We start from the raw sequence: 19,998 nt of genomic DNA on the forward strand, positions 1-19,998 counted from the left end.
CCAAATAAAGGGGAGCCATGCAAAATGGAAGGTTTATCTGAGATCATTCATCTGATAAAAGGTATTGAGAGTTCAATTGACTCATTGCATAAAAGAGCCGAAAGCATTGAGAAAAGGCTCGAACGTCTAGAGAAAGTCGATAGTATTGAGCATCGCGTAACATCAAACCAGATTGATATAACAGATATCAAGGACGCTCTTGAAAGAATGGAAGAAATGCAAAGCGCCAAGATTGAAAATATGTTAAAAGAATTGCTGAGCAAGGCGGAAGTCAAGAACAACTCAGAATTCAGCACAATCCACAAACGCCTTGATTCACATCTGTTAAAATTGGGCAGAGTCGAGGAAGAAATCCTCATGGTCCAGCAGGAAAAATAATGTATCCAAAGACTGCGATATCGCAGTCTTTTTTTTACATTAACACAATGCCATCCACAAAACGTTCATAAACTAAAAATCCCTTTATTTATCAAGGGTTGCCGGCTGTTTAAAATCGATTATGTTCAGCTGTTCACAAAATCTTGCACTTTCCAGGACTTAGAAGAATTAGTCGAGAGTTATGATTAAGGTGTAATCATACATTGCCTTTATCAGGCAGATTAATAGTATATATTTTATTCGAGGTGAGTCCTTTGAAATACGACCTTGTCCTTCTCCATGCACCAAGTGTTTACGATTTTCGGAAAAATGCCCTGCTGGCAGGCCCAATCAGTGACGTCGTCCCGTCATCTCCTGTGTTCGAAATGTATCCCATTGGTCTGACCAGCATTGCGGAATATTTAGAACGCCAGGGCCTCCGCGTGAAGATCATTAATATCGCCAATCGAATGCTGATGGATGAAAACTTTGATGTGGAAAAGAAATTGAAAAGAATCAAAACACGTGCATTTGGAATTGATCTTCATTGGCTGCCGCACGCTCATGGCAGTATTGAACTTGCGAAGATTGTAAAAAAACTTCATCCAGAAACACCGATGATTTTTGGCGGTCTATCAGCAACCTATTATCATAAAGAGTTAATAGAATATCCATTCATAGACTTTGTCATGAGAGGAGATTCAACAGAAAAACTGATGCTCCTTTTGATCAACCATTTTAAAATAGGAACTCATCATCTTGGCGGCATTCCAAACCTTACATGGAAAGATGGAGACAATCCTATTTACAATCCATTAAGCCATGTTCCGGACAGCTTGGATGAATTTGACATCCCTGGTTACCGGTATACGATCAAGTCGGTCTTCAAGTATAAGAATTTCCTGGATCCACTGCCCTATAACGGCTGGCTGCAATATCCGAATACGGCCATACTCACGGCGAAAGGCTGCACTCAGGGCTGCTTGATTTGCGGGGGCTCAAAGCAATCATACAAGGATAACTGCAACCGTAAAGTGCTGGCAAAACGCTCGCCTGCGAAACTGGTAGAGGACATACTTTTCATTCAGCGCTTCAGCAGGGCACCGATTTTCATTCTTCATGATATTCGCCAGGCAGGGAAGGAATATGTGAATGAGTTCTTTGAGAGGCTCAGCAAGATCAACTTGAAGAATGAACTGGTATTTGAATTATTCCAATATGCGAACGAGGAGTTCTTCGAAAAAATTGAGAAGGTGGTTCCGAAGTACAGCATTGAACTGACATTGGAAACACATGATGAGAAGATTCGCCGATATAATGGCAAATTCAACTGTACCAACGCAAAAGTGATTGAAACGCTGCAGGCAGCATTGAAGCATAGCTGCAAGAAGATTGATATCTTTTTCATGGTTGGCATTCCGCACCAGGACTATCAAAGTGCTCTTGATAATGTTGACTTCTGCGAAGAAATACACAATGCCTGCGACGGAGATAAACGACTATCATACTTTGTTGCGCCGCTTGCACCATTCCTGGACCCGGCAAGCCCTGCATTTGAAAATCCAGAAAAATACGGGTATAAGAAGTTCTGCCATAGTATCGAAGACCATAGAAAGGCCATCACTCAGCCATCATGGAAATATATGCTCAGTTTTGAAACAGATTATATGACGAGGGATGAAATTGTTCAATCAACCTATGAATCTGCCAGGAACCTCAATTCGTTTAAACTTAAATATGACCTGGTAGACAAAAAGACTCATGATGAAGTGAACGAAAAAATCGCGAAATCACTTGAATATATTGAAAAGATCGATGCAATCGTCGCTCTTCCCGAACAAGAAAAAAATCAGCAGCTTGCTCTGCTCAGTAAGGAAATGGAAGAAGTGAACAAATATAGCATTTGCGGAAAGCATGAATTGAAATGGGAAGTGAAAAAGCATTATGCCAATATCTTCTCACTCACGACAATCGGAATCGAGCTGCTGGCTGAAGATATCTGGATCAATGCGAAACAAAAATGGAATTCCTATAATAAAAGAGTCGGAGAAGCTTCTAAGAGCAGAACATGATTTTTCTCGAAAAGAACCCATCAGGATATAATCCTGATGGGTTCTTTTGCGCTTTGCTTACACAAAGGATTCTTTCTGCAAATCCAAATAAATGTTTAAAATTAAACGAAATGTGAAAAGGTAAAGGAAAATATATTTAACTAGTAAAGCGGGTGGAGAAATGTCATCAATGGTTGAGTTTTTTAAAAGAGGAAATAAATCTTCTGGCATTGCTGCGATTGGGAATACATTCCTCGCAGTAATCAAAGGGGTCGCTGCTGTGATCAGCGGAAGTGGTACGATGCTGGCGACGACACTTCATTCAGTTGCGGATGCATTGAATCAGTTCTTTGTTTTCATTGGCAGTGCGATATCTGAAAAAGAAGCAACTAAACGATTTCCGACCGGTTTCGGCAGGGTTGTGAACTTATTTGTACTGGTAGCGGTTATCATCATTTCCATTATGGCTTATGAAACGGTCATCAAAGGGTGGGAGTTGATTCAGCATCCGAAAGCTTCCTCCAATTTGTGGCTGAATGTCATTATCATGACAGTTGCAGTACTTGTTGATGGAGGGATTCTGGTAAAGGCCATGAAAGAGATTGCCCATGAAACAAGAAGCGATGCAAAGGGCTTTGGGATTGTCGCAAATGCATTCAAAAATGTAAGCCTTGCTGCACCGCCAACAAGATTGGTCTTCTATGAAGATTTGATTGCGACATTTGGGGCGCTATTGGCATTGGCTTCGATTGTCATGGCGCATGTTACAGGGTTTTATTTGCTTGACGGAATCGGAACCTTGCTGATTGGCATCCTGCTAATCGGGATTGCCTTGAAGATCGGGTATGAGAACACGGTAGGGCTCATTGGTGTTGCAGCACCTAAGGTAGTTGAGGACCGTATAGCCCAGCTTATCCTGTCAGATCCAGATGTCATTGACATCAATACATTAAGGATTGTCCAGGAGGGAAGGCAGTACCATGTCGAGAGCTATCTGGAGCTGCGCAAAGGGCTGACACTGGCTGATGCAGATGATATCAAGTTCAGGGTCAGAGATAGCGTCCTAAAGGATCCAGATGTGGATGATGTGATAATGGGAATCATCGAAGCAGATGATGTCCAAACCTGGAAAGTGTAAAATAAAGCCGCAAAAAACCCAGGCAGGAAGGACCTGCCTGGGTTTTAGTGATGGAAGTAATACTGGATCTTCTAGGAAACAACTTCAGTTTTGTTTATGAAAAAATTCTCGGCTGCCTTTTCAGTTTCAGGCTGCTTCGTTACTTCAATATATTTAATGTGGTGCTCTTCCATTTCGGTGATTCTGAAATGGTAGGAACCAAAACTGACGATGTCGCCCTGCTTAACCTCATAGTTTTCTGTAAGCATCCAGCCGCCGATTGTATCGACATCCTCATCGTTGATATCTAGTGCAAGAAGTTCATTTACCTCACTGACTAGCAGTTTGGCATCAATGATATAATGACTTTCCTGAACTTTGCGGATCATCGGCACTTCATCCATATCGAACTCATCGCGAATTTCTCCCACAATTTCTTCAAGGATATCTTCTACTGTTACGAGCCCGGACGTGCCTCCATATTCATCCATCAAGATCGCCATGTGTATGCGCTCTTTCTGCATCTTGACAAGCAAATCGTGAATCGGAATGCTGTCGATTACCCGGATGATTGGTCGAATATATGAATCTATTTCTTTTTTGCCCCGGCCCTGGTCATGAATCAAATCAGTCATGACTTCCTTGATATTGACGAGTCCGACAATATGGTCCTTGTCTCCGTCGATGACAGGATAACGGGTGAATTTCTCTTCCTTCACAATTTGGAGGAAGTTTTCCAGAGTATCCTCGATTGACAACGAAATGATTTCCGTGCGGGGCACCATGATTTCCTTGGCGATCCGGTTGTCAAATTCAAATATTTTATTTACATACTTAAACTCTGACTGGTTGATTTCACCACTTTTAAAGCTCTCAGACAGAATAATGCGAAGTTCTTCTTCAGAATGAGCCAAATCATGTTCAGAGGCAGGTTTTAGCCCCACAAGGCCAGTAGCAAGACGGGCAGATCCGTTCAATAACCAGATAAACGGGTACATGATCTTGTAGAATAAGATCAGAGGACCAGCTGTATTAAGGGAAACCCATTCTGCTTTTTGGATCGCTAATGTCTTAGGTGCCAATTCCCCGACTACGACATGCAGAAATGTGATGGTTGCGAATGCAATTCCCACTGCAATGACATGTCCGACGGATTGCGGAATATCCAGACTGGTTAATAACGGTTCTATCAAGTCTGCAATTGCCGGCTTTCCAAGCCAGCCGATTCCCAGAGCTGTGATCGTGATCCCCAGCTGGCAGGCAGAAAGGTACTCATCCAGATTGGAAATGACTCTTTTCGCGAGCACAGCCTTCTTGCTGCCTTCCTCTATAAGTTGGTCGATTCTGGAACTTCTCACTTTAACAATCGCAAATTCTGAGACGACAAAAAATGCCGTTAAAGCAATTAAAATGGCTATCCAAACCAAGTTAAATATGTCCAAATAAGTTCCCTTAGCCCGCGGATATGCGGGTAAGGAGTCACCTCCCAGTAAACTGAAAATTAAGCCTGCTGCACAGGCTTCAATTTAAATGATCTAAATTCCTTCTTAGATAATGATGCTTTCATAACTGATTTTACGCATTTGCTGTTAGTATGTTCTTCAAAATTGCCCTTAAGAAGACAAAGATAAAAACATGATCAATCAATGCGTAAAAAGTCTTGATTAAATTCATCAAGAAATCTAACGGCCCGTTCCGTGCGGCTGGATCAGCCAGGGCCAACATCCTGTTATGCTGTTCCTTCCGCGTCTGCAGCTGTTATATTCTTGATACGATAGATTGCCCCATCATACCACCTCAGCTTTATCATTTAAATTTTATTATACCATATCGAGGATAACTAAGGGGAACATAAATACGGTTTGATATCAATGTATGAAACGGACACATAAAGTATGAAGTTTATGTTTAATTATATTAGAAAATTCTGATTTTAACAAATTAGAATTATTTATCAGTTTAGAAAAACTTTCCCAATGGTAATAAACCCCTATTTATGGTCAATTTTACAATTTTTATTTGTAATTCGTTTAAATATTCAGTAAAATTTTATAAAAGGGAGGCTGTTTATGAGTATTCTTTTATCCAGTTTGGAAAGGAAGTTGCATAAGGTCGAAAAGGCAGACGAAAGAATTTGGGTAGAAACATCCATGGATTTTATTTGCAAAAGAACTGCGGATGGACTTATTAAATATGTTTCGCCCTCTGTTCGATCAATGCTCGGATATGAGCCATCTGAATTAGTCGGAAGGCTGTATACCTTATTTGTCCATGCAGAAGATTATAAAAGGATTTTGAGTACTGCCATGCCTGAAGCTGAGGAAGTTTGCAGCCTGACATACCGCATCAAGAGAAAAGACGGAGTATACATATGGGTGAACTCAAGGATATCGGTTATTAGACATCCCGAAACAAATGAACCATTCGAACTGATTTCAGTTACAAGCGATGTTTCTGCAAAAATCAAGGCAGAGCATTTTATTCTGGAGTATGAGAAATTAAACGTTGTCGGACAGCTTGCCGCAGGTATTGCGCACGAAATCAAGAATCCTTTGACAAGCTTAAAAGGCTTTATCCAGCTCATGAAGTCCGGCAAAGAATTAAATCATAATTATTTAGCGATCATGGAAGAGGAAATAAAGCGGATGGAGTCGGTTTCAAAAGAGCTGATGCTTATGGCCAAGCCGCACAAATCTGACTTTAAGTCCTTTGATATGAATGACTTGGTTGACCATGCCATTACTCTTTTGATGGCTGAGGCTGCAAAAAAGTGCGTTGAGATAACCAAGAAATCCACATTGGAAAATGGAAGGCTTCTTTGTGATGGGAATAAAATCAAGCAAGTATTGATCAATATGCTGATGAACGCAATAGATGCGATGGATCTGCCAGGTGAAATTACGATTGCTATTTCCAAGGCAAATCACGTGATGTCCATATCAATCTCAGATTCTGGCAAAGGAATTCCTTCAGAGGACTTGGAAAAGATCGGCAAGCCGTTTTTTACGACCAAAGCGAATGGGAACGGACTGGGATTGATGATTTGCTATAAAATCATAGAAGAACATAATGGCAAAATCAATGTGACATCAAGTCCTGAAGGAACCACATTTACCATCCATCTGCCGATCCGGTGATTTGTGTGCCAGCAATGATCATGGATGTAAGGCATTTCTTCTATGCCATTCTCTTGAAAGGAGACCGTAAACGATTAGATCATGAAAGGTGCCATTTAAGTATTCTCCATCACGGATGACACCCTCCTCGATAAAGCCAAGCTTCCTCGGAATTGCCTTGCTTTTGTGATTGTCCTTGCCGCATCGGATTTCAATGCGATTAATTCCCAACTCATAAATTGCATGGTTTATTACCGCTGTTACCGTTCTGACCGTAATGCCCCTTCCTTGCAGTTTCTCCGATAGATAATAGCCAATGCTTGCCTGCGAATTGTTCCAGTCAATAGCATGGAGGCTGATACTCCCTGCAAGGATTCCCCTGTATCGAATTCCAAAATGACTGCTGCTCCCTTCTTGATGATTTTTCTGCCACATTTGTATCACTGTAAAAAATTGTCCGGGAGATTGGATTCCGTCAATCCATGGAAGCCATTTCCTCAAATAGCGGCGATTTGAATCCACTAGCCAGAACAACTCTCCGGCTTCTTGCGGATCTAATATTCGCAGCTCCAGTTCGCGATCAACCTTTAAAGTCAACATATGAACCTCCTTATGCTTTAGATTGATGGAAGTATTACCCAATCGGCTTCCTCTCGTTTAATTAGGATGAAAGAGGGAATAAAGCTTTACATTGTTTTTTTTACACTTTTTTGGGAGGAACCATATGAAACTAACGACTAAGATTTTAATTGGCCTAGGACTTGGCGCGATGACAGGGCTGATCCTCAACATTTTTTCACCCGAATTATTCACTGTTTTAGATAAATTCTTATTCACGCCTCTAGGCAAGATATTCATCAATTTAATCAGTATGCTTGTCGTACCGATTGTCCTGTTTTCAATTATTCTAGGTACGGCCGGGTTAGGCGATCCCAAGAAACTTGGCAGGATAGGTTTTAAGACTGTAAGCTTCTTTTTGACGACAACCGCCATAGCCATATCCGTTGGTCTTACTCTGGCCTATTTTATCAAACCTGGCTTGATGGGCGAGTTTGATACGAGTGGAGCTGAATTCAAGGCTGAAGAAGCTCCGCCGGTAAGTGAAACCTTTTTAAATCTTATTCCAGCTAACCCGTTTGAAGCACTGACAACTGGCAATATGCTGCAAGTTATCGTGTTTGCTCTATTCATCGGGATTGCGTTAACGGCACTAGGTGAAAAGACGAAAGGAATACTGAATCTGATTGAACAAGGAAATGAGATCATGATGTATCTGGTAGGCCTTGTCATGAAGTTTGCTCCGTACGGAACGTTTGGGTTGATTGCGACAGCAATCGGAAGCCAAGGAATCGATGCTATCAAGGCGATGGGCGTATACATGATTGTCGTTGTTCTCGCTCTTGTCGTGCATGCGCTCATAACGTATGGCTCAAGTGTTTATTTCATTGGAAAGAAAAATCCTTTCTGGTTTTTCAAGCAGTTCTCTCCGGCAATGGGTGTTGCCTTCAGTACATCGAGCAGTAATGCGACACTGCCGGTATCTATGGAAACAGCACAGAAAAATCTCCGTGTCCCTGAATCGGTCAGCAGCTTCGTGCAGCCTCTTGGAGCAACGATCAACATGGACGGCACAGCAATCATGCAGGGGGTAGCAACTGTATTCATTGCACAGGTTTATGGAGCTGACCTCACAATGGCCGAGCTTTTGACAGTAGTCCTTACTGCCGTGCTTGCGAGTATAGGTACTGCAGGAGTTCCAGGTGTTGGATTGATCATGCTGGCAATGGTTCTCCAATCTGTGGGTCTGCCAGTTGAAGGGATTGGCCTGATACTCGGTATCGACCGTTTGCTCGATATGGCTCGCACAGCTGTCAATATTACAGGTGATGCAGCTTGTGCTCTCATCGTCTCTGAATCTGAGGAAAAGCATGCGTTAAGCCACGAGACTAGCACAGTGAAAAATGCAGCGGGTGACCGCTCACTTGAATATTCCGAGTAAGAAAGAATAGACCCCGCCATTTCCGGCGGGATCTCCTTGTTCAGTTACTAGATTAGATTTCGATTCTTGTTAAAGGCAAAAGCATGATGAATGACGTTTTTTCAGGCTCTGATGAACAGGCGAGTATGCCTTTATGCTTTTCGATGATTTCCCGGCATACGAAAAGTCCAAGTCCGGTACCAAGTGTTTTGGTTGTAACGAATGGTTCAAAAATCGTTTTTAACAATTGGTCAGGAATGACTGGCCCATTATTTGAAATCTCAATTTTGATATGGGTATCATTCACGAAAAATCCTTTGATTTCGATTTGCGGATCATCACGGTACTGGCTCAGTACATCAATCGCATTAAAGATGATATTGATGAGAACCTGCCTGATTTCATCCGCATAACCGTACAATTCCATATCTTCGGCTACTTCCTTGATGATCCTGACTTTCGTGTCAAGGATACTGGGATAAAGGAAGTTTAAAACTTCCTCAATCATCTTATTCAATGAGAAAACAGTCTTTTCTTTTCCAATCAACTCTTTTTTTGATAGCAGCAAGAATTGTGAAATCCGGAAGTTCAGCTGTTCAAGCTCGCTTGAAATGATATCAAGATACTTCATATCTTGATGTTCAGATCTCAAGAGCTGGATGAAGCCCTGGATGGAAGTCAACGGATTGCGGAATTCATGGATGAAGCTAGATGTCATTTGGCCGAGAAGCGTCAATCTGTCTTTATGTGTTGAATCGATGAATTGGTTCTTTTCCTCAATGATTTTGTTTTTCTGCTCATTATAATAAGATACGGCGTAATACAAAAAGGTATCAAAACAGTAATTGATCCGATTGATGGCCTCTTGCATCTCAGTCCATTCCATATTCAATTTATGGAGATGTGTGTATACAACGGAGCGTCCGGCATTGACATTGAAGACAAAATCGCCAATGTTAATGTCAGCGCGTACTCGTTCTTCACCTACCATAAAAGCAAGCTCTTGAATATGCTCTTCCAATTCTTCACTTGTTTTAGAAAAAACCGAGAGAATGACTTCATACATTCTCTCAGCGTTTTTGCTTATTTTTTCTTTATATGGATCATCTTCTGAAACGATTATTTTAACAGTCCAGTCGGCTATTAGATTTTTTCTTTCACTAGTCAGGAAGCTAAGCAATCGGTTATCCGTAATTGGCAGCATTTCATTAAGTCCCCCAGTTTTTCATTTCGGTATTAAAGATTCGAGGAAAAACCTTAAAACCCTTTGTCGAATATTAAGAACATCCGCAGAATTGAGTCGAATAGCTAAAAAAGTGACAAAAGACCGATATTTTTAGCAATACTGGATGAGATTTGTCAAATCTGTTCGACATCGACCGAAAAGTTTATCCTAGGACTTGTGATAATTTATTTAAAGTAGTATATTCATAGTGTAGAAACTAAATAATAACCACAAGGGGAGCTGCCAAATGCAGCTGAGAGTGAGCGGCCGAGTTCTTACCCTTTGAACCTGTTAGTTAATGCTAGCGAAGGAATGTGGATGCGATAGGAAAGCAATCTTGGGAATCCTACATCGGTCCCCCGATTGCTTTTTTTGTTTCTGAAGCAGAAAAGGCGTGTTAGAAACGGACCTCATTCTGAAAAGAAGGAGGAACAAAATATGAAACAAAAACAAACTCTCTTTATAGTGGAAATTGCCGTATTTTCCGCACTGGCTTATTTGTTGGATTTATTTTCTGGATTCTTATTTTCAAGAATTTGGCCTCAGGGCGGTTCTGTATCGATTGCGATGGTGCCTGTATTCCTGATGGCGTTCCGTTGGGGAATAAAGGGCGGGGCAATAACTGGGCTGTTGTTAGGCCTATTGCAATTCATTCTTGGCTTCTCACAAATTTACCACCCTGTACAGGGATTCATCGATTATTTAGTGGCTTTCACCGTACTTGGGATTGCCGGGATTTTTGCCAGACAGATTAAGGATAGCATCCAAAATGGCGATAAGAAGAAATGGATTGGCTTTATCATTGCTGGTACCTTTATTGGAAGCCTGCTCCGCTTTATTGCTCATTTCTTTTCCGGCTGGATCTTCTTTGGAGTTTGGGCGCCAGAAGGACAGCCAGCGTGGCTATATTCAATTATCTATAATGGCACATATATGATCCCTAGTATGATACTAAGTGCCATCATCATTATACTTGTCATCGGATATGCACCATCGAGGATGGTTAAGTCTGCACCTGTAAGCAATAAAATGTAAGAGAAAAGGGGAGCTGAACAGCTCTTCTTTTTTTATGTGTATACATACATGCGTGGGTATTTGTGAATTGGAGATCATTCACAATAAAAATATTGTCAATTGTATGGAGTTTACCTGAAATATAGAGTAAACCCTGCTATATAGTGACGAATGTCACAGTGGAAGTTGCTTTGAACTGGTTAAATAAAGATAATCATTCTCATTTAGAAAATATGAAAGCTAAAGAGAGTATAAAAATAACAAACTAAAAAAAGGTGATGGCTATGCTGGGAAAATTAAAGACTGGTGAAAAAGGCCGGATCATGAATATAGCAAGTGCTGATAAATTTGTCAGAAGAAGGTTGCTTGATTTGGGAATAGCGGAAGGATCTGAAGTGTGCGTGAAATGCATCCTGCCTTTTGGAGGACCTGTCATGGTTGAATCCTGCGGGCAGTGCATCGGCATTCGCCGAAAGGAAGCGCTAAGGATTGAAGTGGAGCGAGTATGATGAACATTGCGCTTATTGGCAACCCAAACACGGGAAAAACTTCATTGTTTAATAACTTAACAGGTTCCTATGAATATGTAGGAAACTGGAGCGGGGTAACGGTCGAAAAGAAAGTCGGTCTCCTTAAAAATGGCAAGGATCAGCTTATTGACCTTCCTGGAGTATATACACTCAATCCACTTTCAAAAGATGAAGGTGTCGTAACGAACTTTTTCTTGAATGAGCCGTTTGAAAAACTTCTGAATATCCTGGACGCTTCGCAGTTAAGGCGAAATCTTCATCTTACTATGCAGCTATTGGAATATGGCGCACCAGTCATAATTGGCTTGAATATGCTGGATGTTGCCAAAAGCAGGGGTATTCAAATTGATATTCATAAACTGTCTGAATCATTGGGTGTAGCAGTAGCTCCTGTGGTTGCAAGGACAGGTAAAGGGTGTAATGACCTTGCACAGATAGTGGCTGGCGAAGCCGCAGGCAGTGGGAAAGCGAATCTCATTTATTATGGTAAAGCGATTGAAGCGGGTATCCTGGAGCTTGAGAACAAACTGGCCGGAAAAGCACAACACCCGGTTCGCTGGCTTGCACTTCAGTTGTTTGAAGGAAATCCATATGTGAAAAGCTATCTGGCAACAATTTTGCCGCAGAATGAGATTGACACATTGATTCACCATGTTTCTGTAGCCGAACAGCAAAATACGGGTAGCAAACAAGCACTTGACGAGATAATTCACCGGAAGCGCAGTGAAGCAATCGATAAAATAGTATCTGCAGCAACAACCAGAACGGATAATAAAAAGGTTCCATTGACTGAGAAGGTTGACATGATCGTCACGAATAAATTCCTGGGCATCCCGATTTTCCTTATCTTGATGTACGTGATGTTCATGCTTACCTTTGACTGGCTTGGCTTCCCGCTGTCTGACGCATTGGATTCACTTCTGTCCGGACCAGTAACAACTGGGATCACAGCAGCACTGTCTGCAGCCGGTGCTTCATCATTCATCAAAGACCTGGTTCTTGATGGGATCGTAGCAGGGGTAGGGGGAGTCCTCGTCTTCGTACCGCAAATCTTCATATTGTTTTTTTTCATCTCCTTGCTGGAGGATTCAGGTTACATGGCCCGTGTCGCGCTTGTCATGGACCGCTTAATGGAATCGGTTGGCTTGAACGGTAAGGCCTTCATTCCGATGATGATCGGATTTGGCTGTAATGTACCTGGCATCATGGCAGCAAGGACTATCGAAACGCCAAAGGAAAGGCTGATGACCATCCTGTTGACACCGCTTATGTCCTGTTCTGCAAGGCTTCCAGTTTACGCTTTGTTTGTCGGGGCGTTCTTCCTGGAACATAAAGCAGCTGTGGTTTTAAGTTTGTATGTATTGGGAGTAGTGATCGCGCTTATTCTGGCAAAGGTATTCTCGGAGACACTTTTGAAAGGCGAAACTTCTGTATTCGTCATTGAACTCCCGCCATACAGGCTTCCTCAGGCAAGAGCGCTTTGGAGAAGCACATGGGATAAGGGAAAGGGATTTGTGAAGAAGGCTGGAACCTTCATTTTTGCAGGATCTGTCCTAATCTGGCTGCTTGCTTACGCAGGTCCGGAAGGCGTGAATGTCAGCATGGATGATAGCTATCTAGCGCTGCTTGGAGGCATTTTTGCACCGCTGTTCGCTCCTATTGGCTTTGGAACATGGCAGGCGAGTGCATCCTTATTCACCGGGTTTCTTGCAAAAGAATCAATCATTTCAACGATGAACATTATTTACTTCGTCCCTGATGAGGCAAGTCTGCAAGGTTTGCTTGCTGCTCATTACACACCTTTAGCCGCATACAGCTTCATGGTCTTTATCCTGCTTTACATTCCTTGTTTGGCAACTACTGCAACGATTTACAAGGAAACCGGTTCGAAACGCTGGACCGCTTTTTCAATCTTTTATGCACTGGTTATCGCCTATCTGTTGTCTCTGGCCATTTATCAAGGCGGCATGCTCTTTGGATTAAGCTAAGCAGGGAAGGAGGAAGGATTCATGATCGCAAACATCATAATAGGCGGAGCCATATTCGGATATGCCGGCTGGGCATTCTACCGATTCATCAAGAAATCCAAGGAAGGGAAATGCGCTGCCTGCTCCATCAAAAACTCTTGCTCAAGCACCTGCAGCGTCAGTGAGGAAAGGCAGGCCAAATAAATTAAAAGGAGTGCAGATTCGTTACTGCATTCCTTTTTTCTTCTTAAAATAAATCAGCTGCTTTTATATTTTACATAGCGAAAATAAAAAATATTTTTAATTCAAACTTATTTGGTGTAAAATTACACTAAAAGCAATTCAAAGGAATGAAGCGGATGACAAGGGATGAAATCATAAGCAGGGTATCCGAAAAAGTGAGGGTACTTCGGGCCGAAGTTGGATATACACAGGATAAAATGGCTGATATCATTGGAATTTCCAAAAAGACGTTAGTCCAGATTGAAAAGGGCAGGGCTCAGGCTGGCTGGTCGACAGTCGTGGCGATAGCTGCCCTTTTCAGGGAAACAGAGACCATCCAGTTTTTGTTCGGTAATGAACCACTCGAAGTCCTTGAAACGATTGCCCATGAAGGAACAGACTATCGAAAAGAGAAAACATTGGGCGGCAAAGTCTGGTGGCGTGAAGTAACAAGGATTGGCGGATTCGTCATGCAGCAAAACATCCTCAGCCAGCATTACAGGATTCTGGATCACGATGATTTCCGGATTTTCAGCAGCTTCGAAGAAAAGGAAACATTGGAGCGGTTAGAAGAAATCGCAGCTGAAGCGTTGATCGAGTAAATCAAGAGGATAGAATGGAAAAAGCAGCCGGCTGGCTGCTTTTTTTTATTTCGCGATAAGCACATGGCAATGAGCGTTATTGGCAATTTTTTGACTTGCTCCGCCAAGAATCTTACGCTTGATTCCTTCATTGCCGGACTGCCCAATGATAATTAAATCAGCATTTACACTATTGGCGTAATCCACAATACTCTCGGAAGGACTTCCTTCCAGGATGGAGTATTCAGTGTCGATATTGAGTGCATCCAGTTCCGCCTTTGCGTTATTGAAGGCTTTTTCAGAGCTGTGGGTAATGATAGAATGCTCTGTTTTTTCAAGTGCACCCTGTTCCATAGCCAGTGGTGGAACCTGGATTCCATCAGCTGGAAAATTGTTGATTGGCAGTTGCTCAATAGGGCGCTCATTCGTTTCTACCACTTCGCTTTTCACCTTTTCTTCAAAAACATGTCCAACATACAATTTGACGCCGTCTTTATCAGCCGTAAATTCCTTTGCCAATTGCAAGGCCTTCTTGCTTCCATCAGAATCATCGTAAGCAAGTACAATGTTTTTTATTCCAGCCATATAGATCAACCTCCAAAATTAATACTTCTTATAATTCAATACCCACTTTTTAAATAGAACTAACTCATCCTAAAAATTTCCAAACCGATTTGGTACTCCTCATAAATGGGTGGATATTAGAGGTCGAGAGCTTGGTATTCGGACAATATGCCTGCTATAAGTATGGGGTTTTGTCTGAAGTGCCACCGTGTTCGGACAAAATCATGTCCCAAGCAAGAGATTTTGTCTGAAGTGCCACCATGTTCGGACAAAATTACGTCCTAAGCAAGAGATTTTGTCAGAAGTGTCACCGTGTTCGGACAAAATTACGTCCCAATCAAGGGTTTTTATCCTAAGAAGGTCTTTGGGAGATGAGATGGTTTCTCAACCTCGCTTGTGGAGTAGGATTTTAATCAGGAGTCCCCAAAACCAGAAACCGAGAGTATATTCATTGGCCCTCTTGCTTGCTTATATGTCTTTTTTCCTCATAATTAGGCAATTTGTGTTATTGGCTTTTAAAAATGGGTAAAAGAAAGTGTCATATTTATAAACTATTTTTAAAAGGTTGGGGTGCTCAGTGAGCAAAAATTCAATATTTACACGTTTTCTAAGAGGCTGGAAAAGACTGCATATGAATCAGGTGCTGGTATTGTCAGTTTCGACAGCGGTACTGGCATTCTTGAGTTTTTTTCACGTATATTCTGAGGGGGCTGACATTAGCGCATTGAATGATGATATGGCACAGTCAACAGTCATCTATGATGCGAATGGTGAAGTAGCCAGCAAGATTTCGGCACTGAAAAATGAGGGAATCAAAATAGAGGATGTGCCGGATCATGTCAAAAATGCCGTCATTGCGATAGAAGACCACCGTTTTTATGAACACGATGGGGTAGACCTGGTGGGAATTTCACGGGCATTCGTCCAGAATGTTAAAGCAGGCAGCATTGTCGAAGGTGGAAGTACAATTACGCAGCAATTGACAAAAAATGCTTTGTTATCGAGCGAAAAGACTTATAAAAGGAAGCTCGAAGAATTTTTTATGGCGAGAGAGATTGAAAAGCAATATTCCAAAGATGATATCATGCAAATGTACTTGAACCGGATTTATTTTGGTAATGGTTCGTGGGGGATTAAAAGGGCTGCTATGGGTTACTTTGGAAAGGACGTTAAAGATCTTTCCATCAGCGAAGCAGCCATGCTGGCTGGCTTGATCAAGGCGCCGTCTGCACTTGATCCCAATAGGAATTATGAAGAAGCGATTGAAAGAAGGAATCTTGTCCTTCAAATGATGAAAACACATGGCTTCATTAAGGAAGAAGAATATAAACAGGCAGTAGCCGAAAAGATTGTCCTGAATGAAGATGGAGCAGATCCATTGCGCGGGAAGTATCCATATTATGTAGATCACGTCATTGATGAAGCAATTAAGAAATACGGTCTGACACAGGAAGAAGTTTTGACAGGCGGATTGCAAATCTATACTGAATTGGATGTAACCATGCAATCAGCTGTGGAAACGACTTATGCTAAGGATGATTTGTTCCCAAAAGGTACGGAAAAACAAATCGTCCAAAGTGGCGCTGTACTGGTCGATCCTAAAACCGGTGGCATCCGTGCCCTTGTAGGCGGCCGCGGTGAGCATGTATTCAGGGGATATAATCGTGCAACACAGCTAAAAGCGCAGCCAGGCTCAACCATGAAGCCACTTGCCGCATATGCACCAGCACTTGAAGAAGGCTGGGGCGTTACGGACATGCTTAAAGACGAAGAGATGGAATTCAAAGATTACAAGCCTCAAAACTACAATGATAAATATAAAGGCGAAGTCCCTATGTATGAAGCATTGAGAGATTCATTGAATGTGCCTGCTGTATGGATGTTGGATGAAATAGGGATAGTCAAAGGCATGGAATCTGTAAAGAACTTTGGCATTAATCTTGATCCAAAGAACGATCGCAATCTTGGCCTTGCGCTTGGAGGCTTATCGACGGGGGTCTCACCGGTTACTATGGCTGAAGCATATTCTGCATTTGCCAACAAGGGCGAGCGTCATGAAACCCATGCTATAACTAAAATTATTGATAAAGAAGGCAATGTAATTGTTGAATATAAAGGGAAGAAGAGCAAGGCAGTTTCAAAAGAGACCGCTGAAAAAATGACGACAATGCTTCTTGGTGTCGTCCAGGATGGCACAGGAAAAGGTGCGCAAATTCCTGGAAGAGAATTAGCGGGCAAGACCGGATCAACACAGGTTCCGATTGAAGGTGTCAAAGGAACGAAGGATCAGTGGTTTGTAGGGTATACCCCACAGCTAGTTGGCGCTGTATGGGTTGGTTATGACAAAACAGATGAAGAACACTTCTTAACTACTACAAGCAGTGAAGGGGCCGCCCTGGTGTTCAAAGACTTCATGTCGGAAGCATTGAAAAATACAAAAGCAGAATCCTTCAATGTTACTCCACTGTCAAAGTATATTGAGGAACACAAGAGGAAGCAGCGTGCCAAGTCTGTAAAAGAGTTGGAAGCAAGAATCAAAAAGGAATCAGAAAAGCTTAAAAAGCAATGGGAAGAAGCAAAAAAGAAGCTAAAAGACAAAAAAGAAAAACCGAAAGAAGAAGCAAAAAAGAAAAAAGAAACAAATACTGAAACTGCCGGAGCGTCCACGAATTCTGAGAAAAGCAATGATACAGAAGAAAAGAATGGTACTGGAGATACCAAAGATTCCGGTGGAAATGGCGGAAGCGAAGGAGATACTGGTGGCGAAGGAGACACCGGTGGTGAAGGAGATACTGGTGGTGAAGGAGACACCGGCGGTGAAGGGGATACCGGCGGTGAAGGAGATACTGGCGGTGAAGGAGATACTGGCGGTGAAGGAGATACCGGTGGCGAAGGAGATACCGGCGGTGAAGGAGACACCGGTGGCGAAGGGGATACTGGCGGTGAAGGAGATGCCGGCGGTAACGGAGACACCGGGGGATCAGGAGACGATGGATCGCCTGATGATAAAGAAAAAGAAGATGATAGTAATAACTAATGCGATCAAAGCACGGGAGAACGATCTCCTGTGTTTTTTTTATTGTGTAATATCGCCCCAAACAACAAGTTTGGAATAGAGCTTAAAAAAAGACCTGCTTGGAGGCAGGTCTTTACTAAAATCATATTATATTAAGCTTAAAAGGAAACCGATCACGACGACAGCGCCGATGATCATTAGAATGGTTCTTACCACGAAACTTCACCTCAGTCAATAGTTGGTCTGTTATTGGGATTATATTTGGAATGATTCGGAAGACTCAATCAGTCGCTTGCGTTTTACGCGTAGTACAGAAGCCTCATTTGTCAGCAGCTTAGTAAGCTGATTCAATTTCGGTTCTACATCTGTGCCTTCCATAATAATTTTTAAAGTTGTATTTGGTTCCACAGTAAGCAGGAACGATACAAGTTTGGATAACGTCGTCGCTTCAACTGCCTTTTGGCGGCTGTAAAGGTAAGTGGTACCGTCCAATTTCTTGGCAGCCTGATAGATTTCAAGCATTTTTTTCATTGTGAATCTTTTCTGGACCATAACATTAGATGACATAATTTCTTTCATGTATATATAACTCCTTTAGTGAATCATTTTTATTAGGTTAATAGAGTAATACCCGGTTAAATTGATTTGAAAACCTATTGAAGTGAATTTGGGCGAAGTTGGCATGCGATAAGGCGTTAGCAGGCAGACGCTATCTCAGGCGCAAGGAAACTCGGTCTCTGGATGTAGAAAGAAACGGTCAGGAGAAAGTGTATTGTTCCCGTAAGATTAAGCTAATATGAAGCTAACAAAAGAGATGCGAGGAGAAATCATTATGAAAAAATTTGCGGAGATTTTCAGGAACAAGAGTTTTACGAAGTTGTTTTTGGCTAACTTCACTTCCCAAATGGGCAGTACGATCGGCCTGACAGCTTTCATGTTTTTCTTGCTGGACCGTTTCAGCTCCCAGCCTGCTTATGCGACTATTACCGAATTGATGTATTCGCTGCCAATGCTAGCGGTGTTTTTCCTGATCGGAGTGCTCGCTGACAGGATGGATCGGCAAAAAATAGCGGTTTACTGCGATTGGATAAGTGCCGCATTATCTCTTGGATTGATTGTTGCTATTTATGTTGGCTGGATGCCACTTGTCTTTGCTGTCTTGTTCTTGCGGAGTGCGGTTCAAAAATTCTTTTTCCCGGCCGAACATGGTATGGTACAGGGGATTTTAAAGAAAGACGACTACACAACAGCAGCCGGTTTGAATCAGCTCGTGATGAGCCTATTCATGCTGTTCGGCAATGGCCTGGGAGTTCTCGCATACTGGTCAATAGGCATTTACGGAGCTATATTAGTGGATACTTTGTCATTCATTATTAGTGCTTTACTCATCCAAAAGACGGTTGTTCCGCATGAAGCACGACTTCCTAATGGCACTCATTCTCTGAAGGATTTGAACCTTAAAATGGTCTTCAGGGATTTTAAACACGGCTTTATATATGTAATGAGCAGCAAATTGCTTTTTACTTTGATTATCGGATTTTTCATTTTTGGGATCGTCAATGGCGGCTTCTCGGTAATGCCGATTTTTATTCTCAAATATAAGCTTGCTCCTGAAACGTATGTGCAGTACTCGATTGTGGTCGGTTTCGTGTTCGGAATCGGCGTCCTGATTGGGAGCTTCATTGCATCCTTGCTTTCTCAAAAAATCAAGCTCTATCACCTGATTTCTATAGGTCTGCTGATTGCAGGCAGCTTCACGGCTCTTGCGTCACTGCCAAACAACATTTATCTGTTCTTAGGTCTCTTGTTTATCTCTGCTCTGGCATTGCCGCTTATAAACATCGGGATCGGCGGCTGGCTTCCAAGCATCATCGATCCGAAAATGATGGGCAGGGTCCAGGGGCTGATCAGTCCACTTAACATGCTGTCCCATTCGCTGACGCTTGCTTTCATTGCATACAGTTTTCCTTCACTGCTTACAATTGAAATGCTGTATTGGATTGTCGGTGGCTGTCTTGCCATCGTAGGAGTTTTTTACATGATGGTCCTGCCAAAGCTTGCCGAGGAGAGTGAGACTGCTGTTAAAGAGACAGCTGTCGAGCAAGGGGTATAGAAAAGTCCTTTCGGGGGCTTTTTTGGCTTTTCATTTCTATGCAATAAAATTTTTATGAAAATCTTTGAACGATTCTTTACTTTGTACGTCTTAATAATAAATAATCAATTAATAGATTATTTTTGGGGTGGCGGGGAAAGAGAGGCA

Annotated in this window: 17 protein-coding genes and 1 riboswitch; of the genes, 12 read left to right on the forward strand and 5 right to left on the reverse strand. The window is 42.2% G+C overall.

Going from position 1 to position 19,998, the window contains the following annotated elements:
* The first annotated feature begins 24 nt into the window (after positions 1–24).
* From AB5I83_RS13620 to AB5I83_RS13630, 3 genes are all read left to right on the forward strand, one after another.
* Positions 25–378: a hypothetical protein gene (locus AB5I83_RS13620; RefSeq protein WP_448976027.1), complete on the forward strand. Its 354-nt coding sequence runs from the start codon at positions 25–27 to the stop codon at positions 376–378.
* 254 nt (positions 379–632) lie between these two features.
* Positions 633–2,429, forward strand: a complete 1,797-nt coding sequence (locus AB5I83_RS13625; RefSeq protein ID WP_448976028.1) for a TIGR04190 family B12-binding domain/radical SAM domain protein — start codon at positions 633–635, stop codon at positions 2,427–2,429.
* 160 nt (positions 2,430–2,589) lie between these two features.
* Entirely contained in the window at positions 2,590–3,546 is a 957-nt protein-coding gene (locus tag AB5I83_RS13630; protein WP_448976029.1) for a cation diffusion facilitator family transporter, read from the forward strand.
* Positions 3,547–3,617: 71 nt separating this feature from the next.
* Here the strand turns inward: AB5I83_RS13630 and AB5I83_RS13635 are convergent, their stop codons facing one another.
* Positions 3,618–4,967 carry a hemolysin family protein gene (locus tag AB5I83_RS13635; RefSeq protein WP_448976030.1) on the reverse strand — a complete coding sequence of 450 codons (1,350 nt, stop codon included), beginning with the start codon at positions 4,965–4,967 and terminating at the stop codon, positions 3,618–3,620.
* Between the two features lie 627 nt (positions 4,968–5,594).
* Between AB5I83_RS13635 and AB5I83_RS13640 the strand changes: the two genes are divergently transcribed.
* The gene (locus tag AB5I83_RS13640) at positions 5,595–6,662 is read left to right on the forward strand and encodes an ATP-binding protein (protein ID WP_448976031.1); all 1,068 of its coding nucleotides are present in this window, start codon (positions 5,595–5,597) and stop codon (positions 6,660–6,662) included.
* A gap of 18 nt (positions 6,663–6,680) precedes the next feature.
* Here AB5I83_RS13640 and AB5I83_RS13645 read toward each other — a convergent pair whose 3' ends face one another.
* Positions 6,681–7,241 (reverse strand): GNAT family N-acetyltransferase, encoded by a 561-nt coding sequence (locus tag AB5I83_RS13645; protein WP_448976032.1) that lies wholly within the window; start codon positions 7,239–7,241, stop codon positions 6,681–6,683.
* Between the two features lie 124 nt (positions 7,242–7,365).
* Here AB5I83_RS13645 and AB5I83_RS13650 point away from each other — a divergent pair, with 124 nt between their 5' ends.
* Positions 7,366–8,640, forward strand: a complete 1,275-nt coding sequence (locus AB5I83_RS13650) for a dicarboxylate/amino acid:cation symporter (RefSeq protein WP_448976033.1) — start codon at positions 7,366–7,368, stop codon at positions 8,638–8,640.
* Positions 8,641–8,692: 52 nt separating this feature from the next.
* Here the strand turns inward: AB5I83_RS13650 and AB5I83_RS13655 are convergent, their stop codons facing one another.
* On the reverse strand, positions 8,693–9,823 hold the full coding sequence (locus tag AB5I83_RS13655) for a histidine kinase N-terminal domain-containing protein (protein ID WP_448976034.1): 1,131 nt from the start codon (positions 9,821–9,823) through the stop codon (positions 8,693–8,695).
* Positions 9,824–10,067: 244 nt separating this feature from the next.
* Positions 10,068–10,174: riboswitch (TPP riboswitch) on the forward strand.
* A gap of 108 nt (positions 10,175–10,282) precedes the next feature.
* Here AB5I83_RS13655 and thiT point away from each other — a divergent pair.
* From thiT to AB5I83_RS13680, 5 genes are all read left to right on the forward strand, one after another.
* Entirely contained in the window at positions 10,283–10,879 is a 597-nt protein-coding gene (thiT, locus tag AB5I83_RS13660) for an energy-coupled thiamine transporter ThiT (RefSeq protein WP_448976035.1), read from the forward strand.
* A gap of 263 nt (positions 10,880–11,142) precedes the next feature.
* Positions 11,143–11,367 carry a FeoA family protein gene (locus tag AB5I83_RS13665; protein ID WP_052442186.1) on the forward strand — a complete coding sequence of 75 codons (225 nt, stop codon included), beginning with the start codon at positions 11,143–11,145 and terminating at the stop codon, positions 11,365–11,367.
* Positions 11,367–13,376: a ferrous iron transport protein B gene (feoB, locus tag AB5I83_RS13670; protein ID WP_448976447.1), complete on the forward strand. Its 2,010-nt coding sequence runs from the start codon at positions 11,367–11,369 to the stop codon at positions 13,374–13,376. The genes AB5I83_RS13665 and feoB overlap by 1 nt, the downstream gene beginning before the upstream one ends.
* 21 nt (positions 13,377–13,397) lie before the next feature.
* Positions 13,398–13,559 carry a FeoB-associated Cys-rich membrane protein gene (locus AB5I83_RS13675; RefSeq protein ID WP_448976036.1) on the forward strand — a complete coding sequence of 54 codons (162 nt, stop codon included), beginning with the start codon at positions 13,398–13,400 and terminating at the stop codon, positions 13,557–13,559.
* A 155-nt stretch (positions 13,560–13,714) separates the two neighbouring features.
* Positions 13,715–14,179, forward strand: coding sequence for a helix-turn-helix transcriptional regulator (locus tag AB5I83_RS13680; RefSeq protein ID WP_448976037.1), 465 nt, complete (start codon positions 13,715–13,717; stop codon positions 14,177–14,179).
* A gap of 45 nt (positions 14,180–14,224) precedes the next feature.
* Here the strand turns inward: AB5I83_RS13680 and AB5I83_RS13685 are convergent, their stop codons facing one another.
* Positions 14,225–14,743 carry a universal stress protein gene (locus AB5I83_RS13685; protein WP_448976038.1) on the reverse strand — a complete coding sequence of 173 codons (519 nt, stop codon included), beginning with the start codon at positions 14,741–14,743 and terminating at the stop codon, positions 14,225–14,227.
* A 610-nt stretch (positions 14,744–15,353) separates the two neighbouring features.
* Between AB5I83_RS13685 and AB5I83_RS13690 the strand changes: the two genes are divergently transcribed.
* Positions 15,354–17,759, forward strand: a complete 2,406-nt coding sequence (locus AB5I83_RS13690) for a transglycosylase domain-containing protein (RefSeq protein ID WP_448976449.1) — start codon at positions 15,354–15,356, stop codon at positions 17,757–17,759.
* Between the two features lie 234 nt (positions 17,760–17,993).
* Here AB5I83_RS13690 and AB5I83_RS13695 read toward each other — a convergent pair whose 3' ends face one another.
* Positions 17,994–18,317 carry an HPr family phosphocarrier protein gene (locus tag AB5I83_RS13695; RefSeq protein WP_448976039.1) on the reverse strand — a complete coding sequence of 108 codons (324 nt, stop codon included), beginning with the start codon at positions 18,315–18,317 and terminating at the stop codon, positions 17,994–17,996.
* A gap of 253 nt (positions 18,318–18,570) precedes the next feature.
* Here AB5I83_RS13695 and AB5I83_RS13700 point away from each other — a divergent pair, with 253 nt between their 5' ends.
* The gene (locus tag AB5I83_RS13700) at positions 18,571–19,851 is read left to right on the forward strand and encodes an MFS transporter (RefSeq protein ID WP_448976040.1); all 1,281 of its coding nucleotides are present in this window, start codon (positions 18,571–18,573) and stop codon (positions 19,849–19,851) included.
* The last annotated feature ends 147 nt before the right edge of the window (positions 19,852–19,998 follow it).

The organism is Mesobacillus sp. LC4 (genome assembly GCF_053543455.1).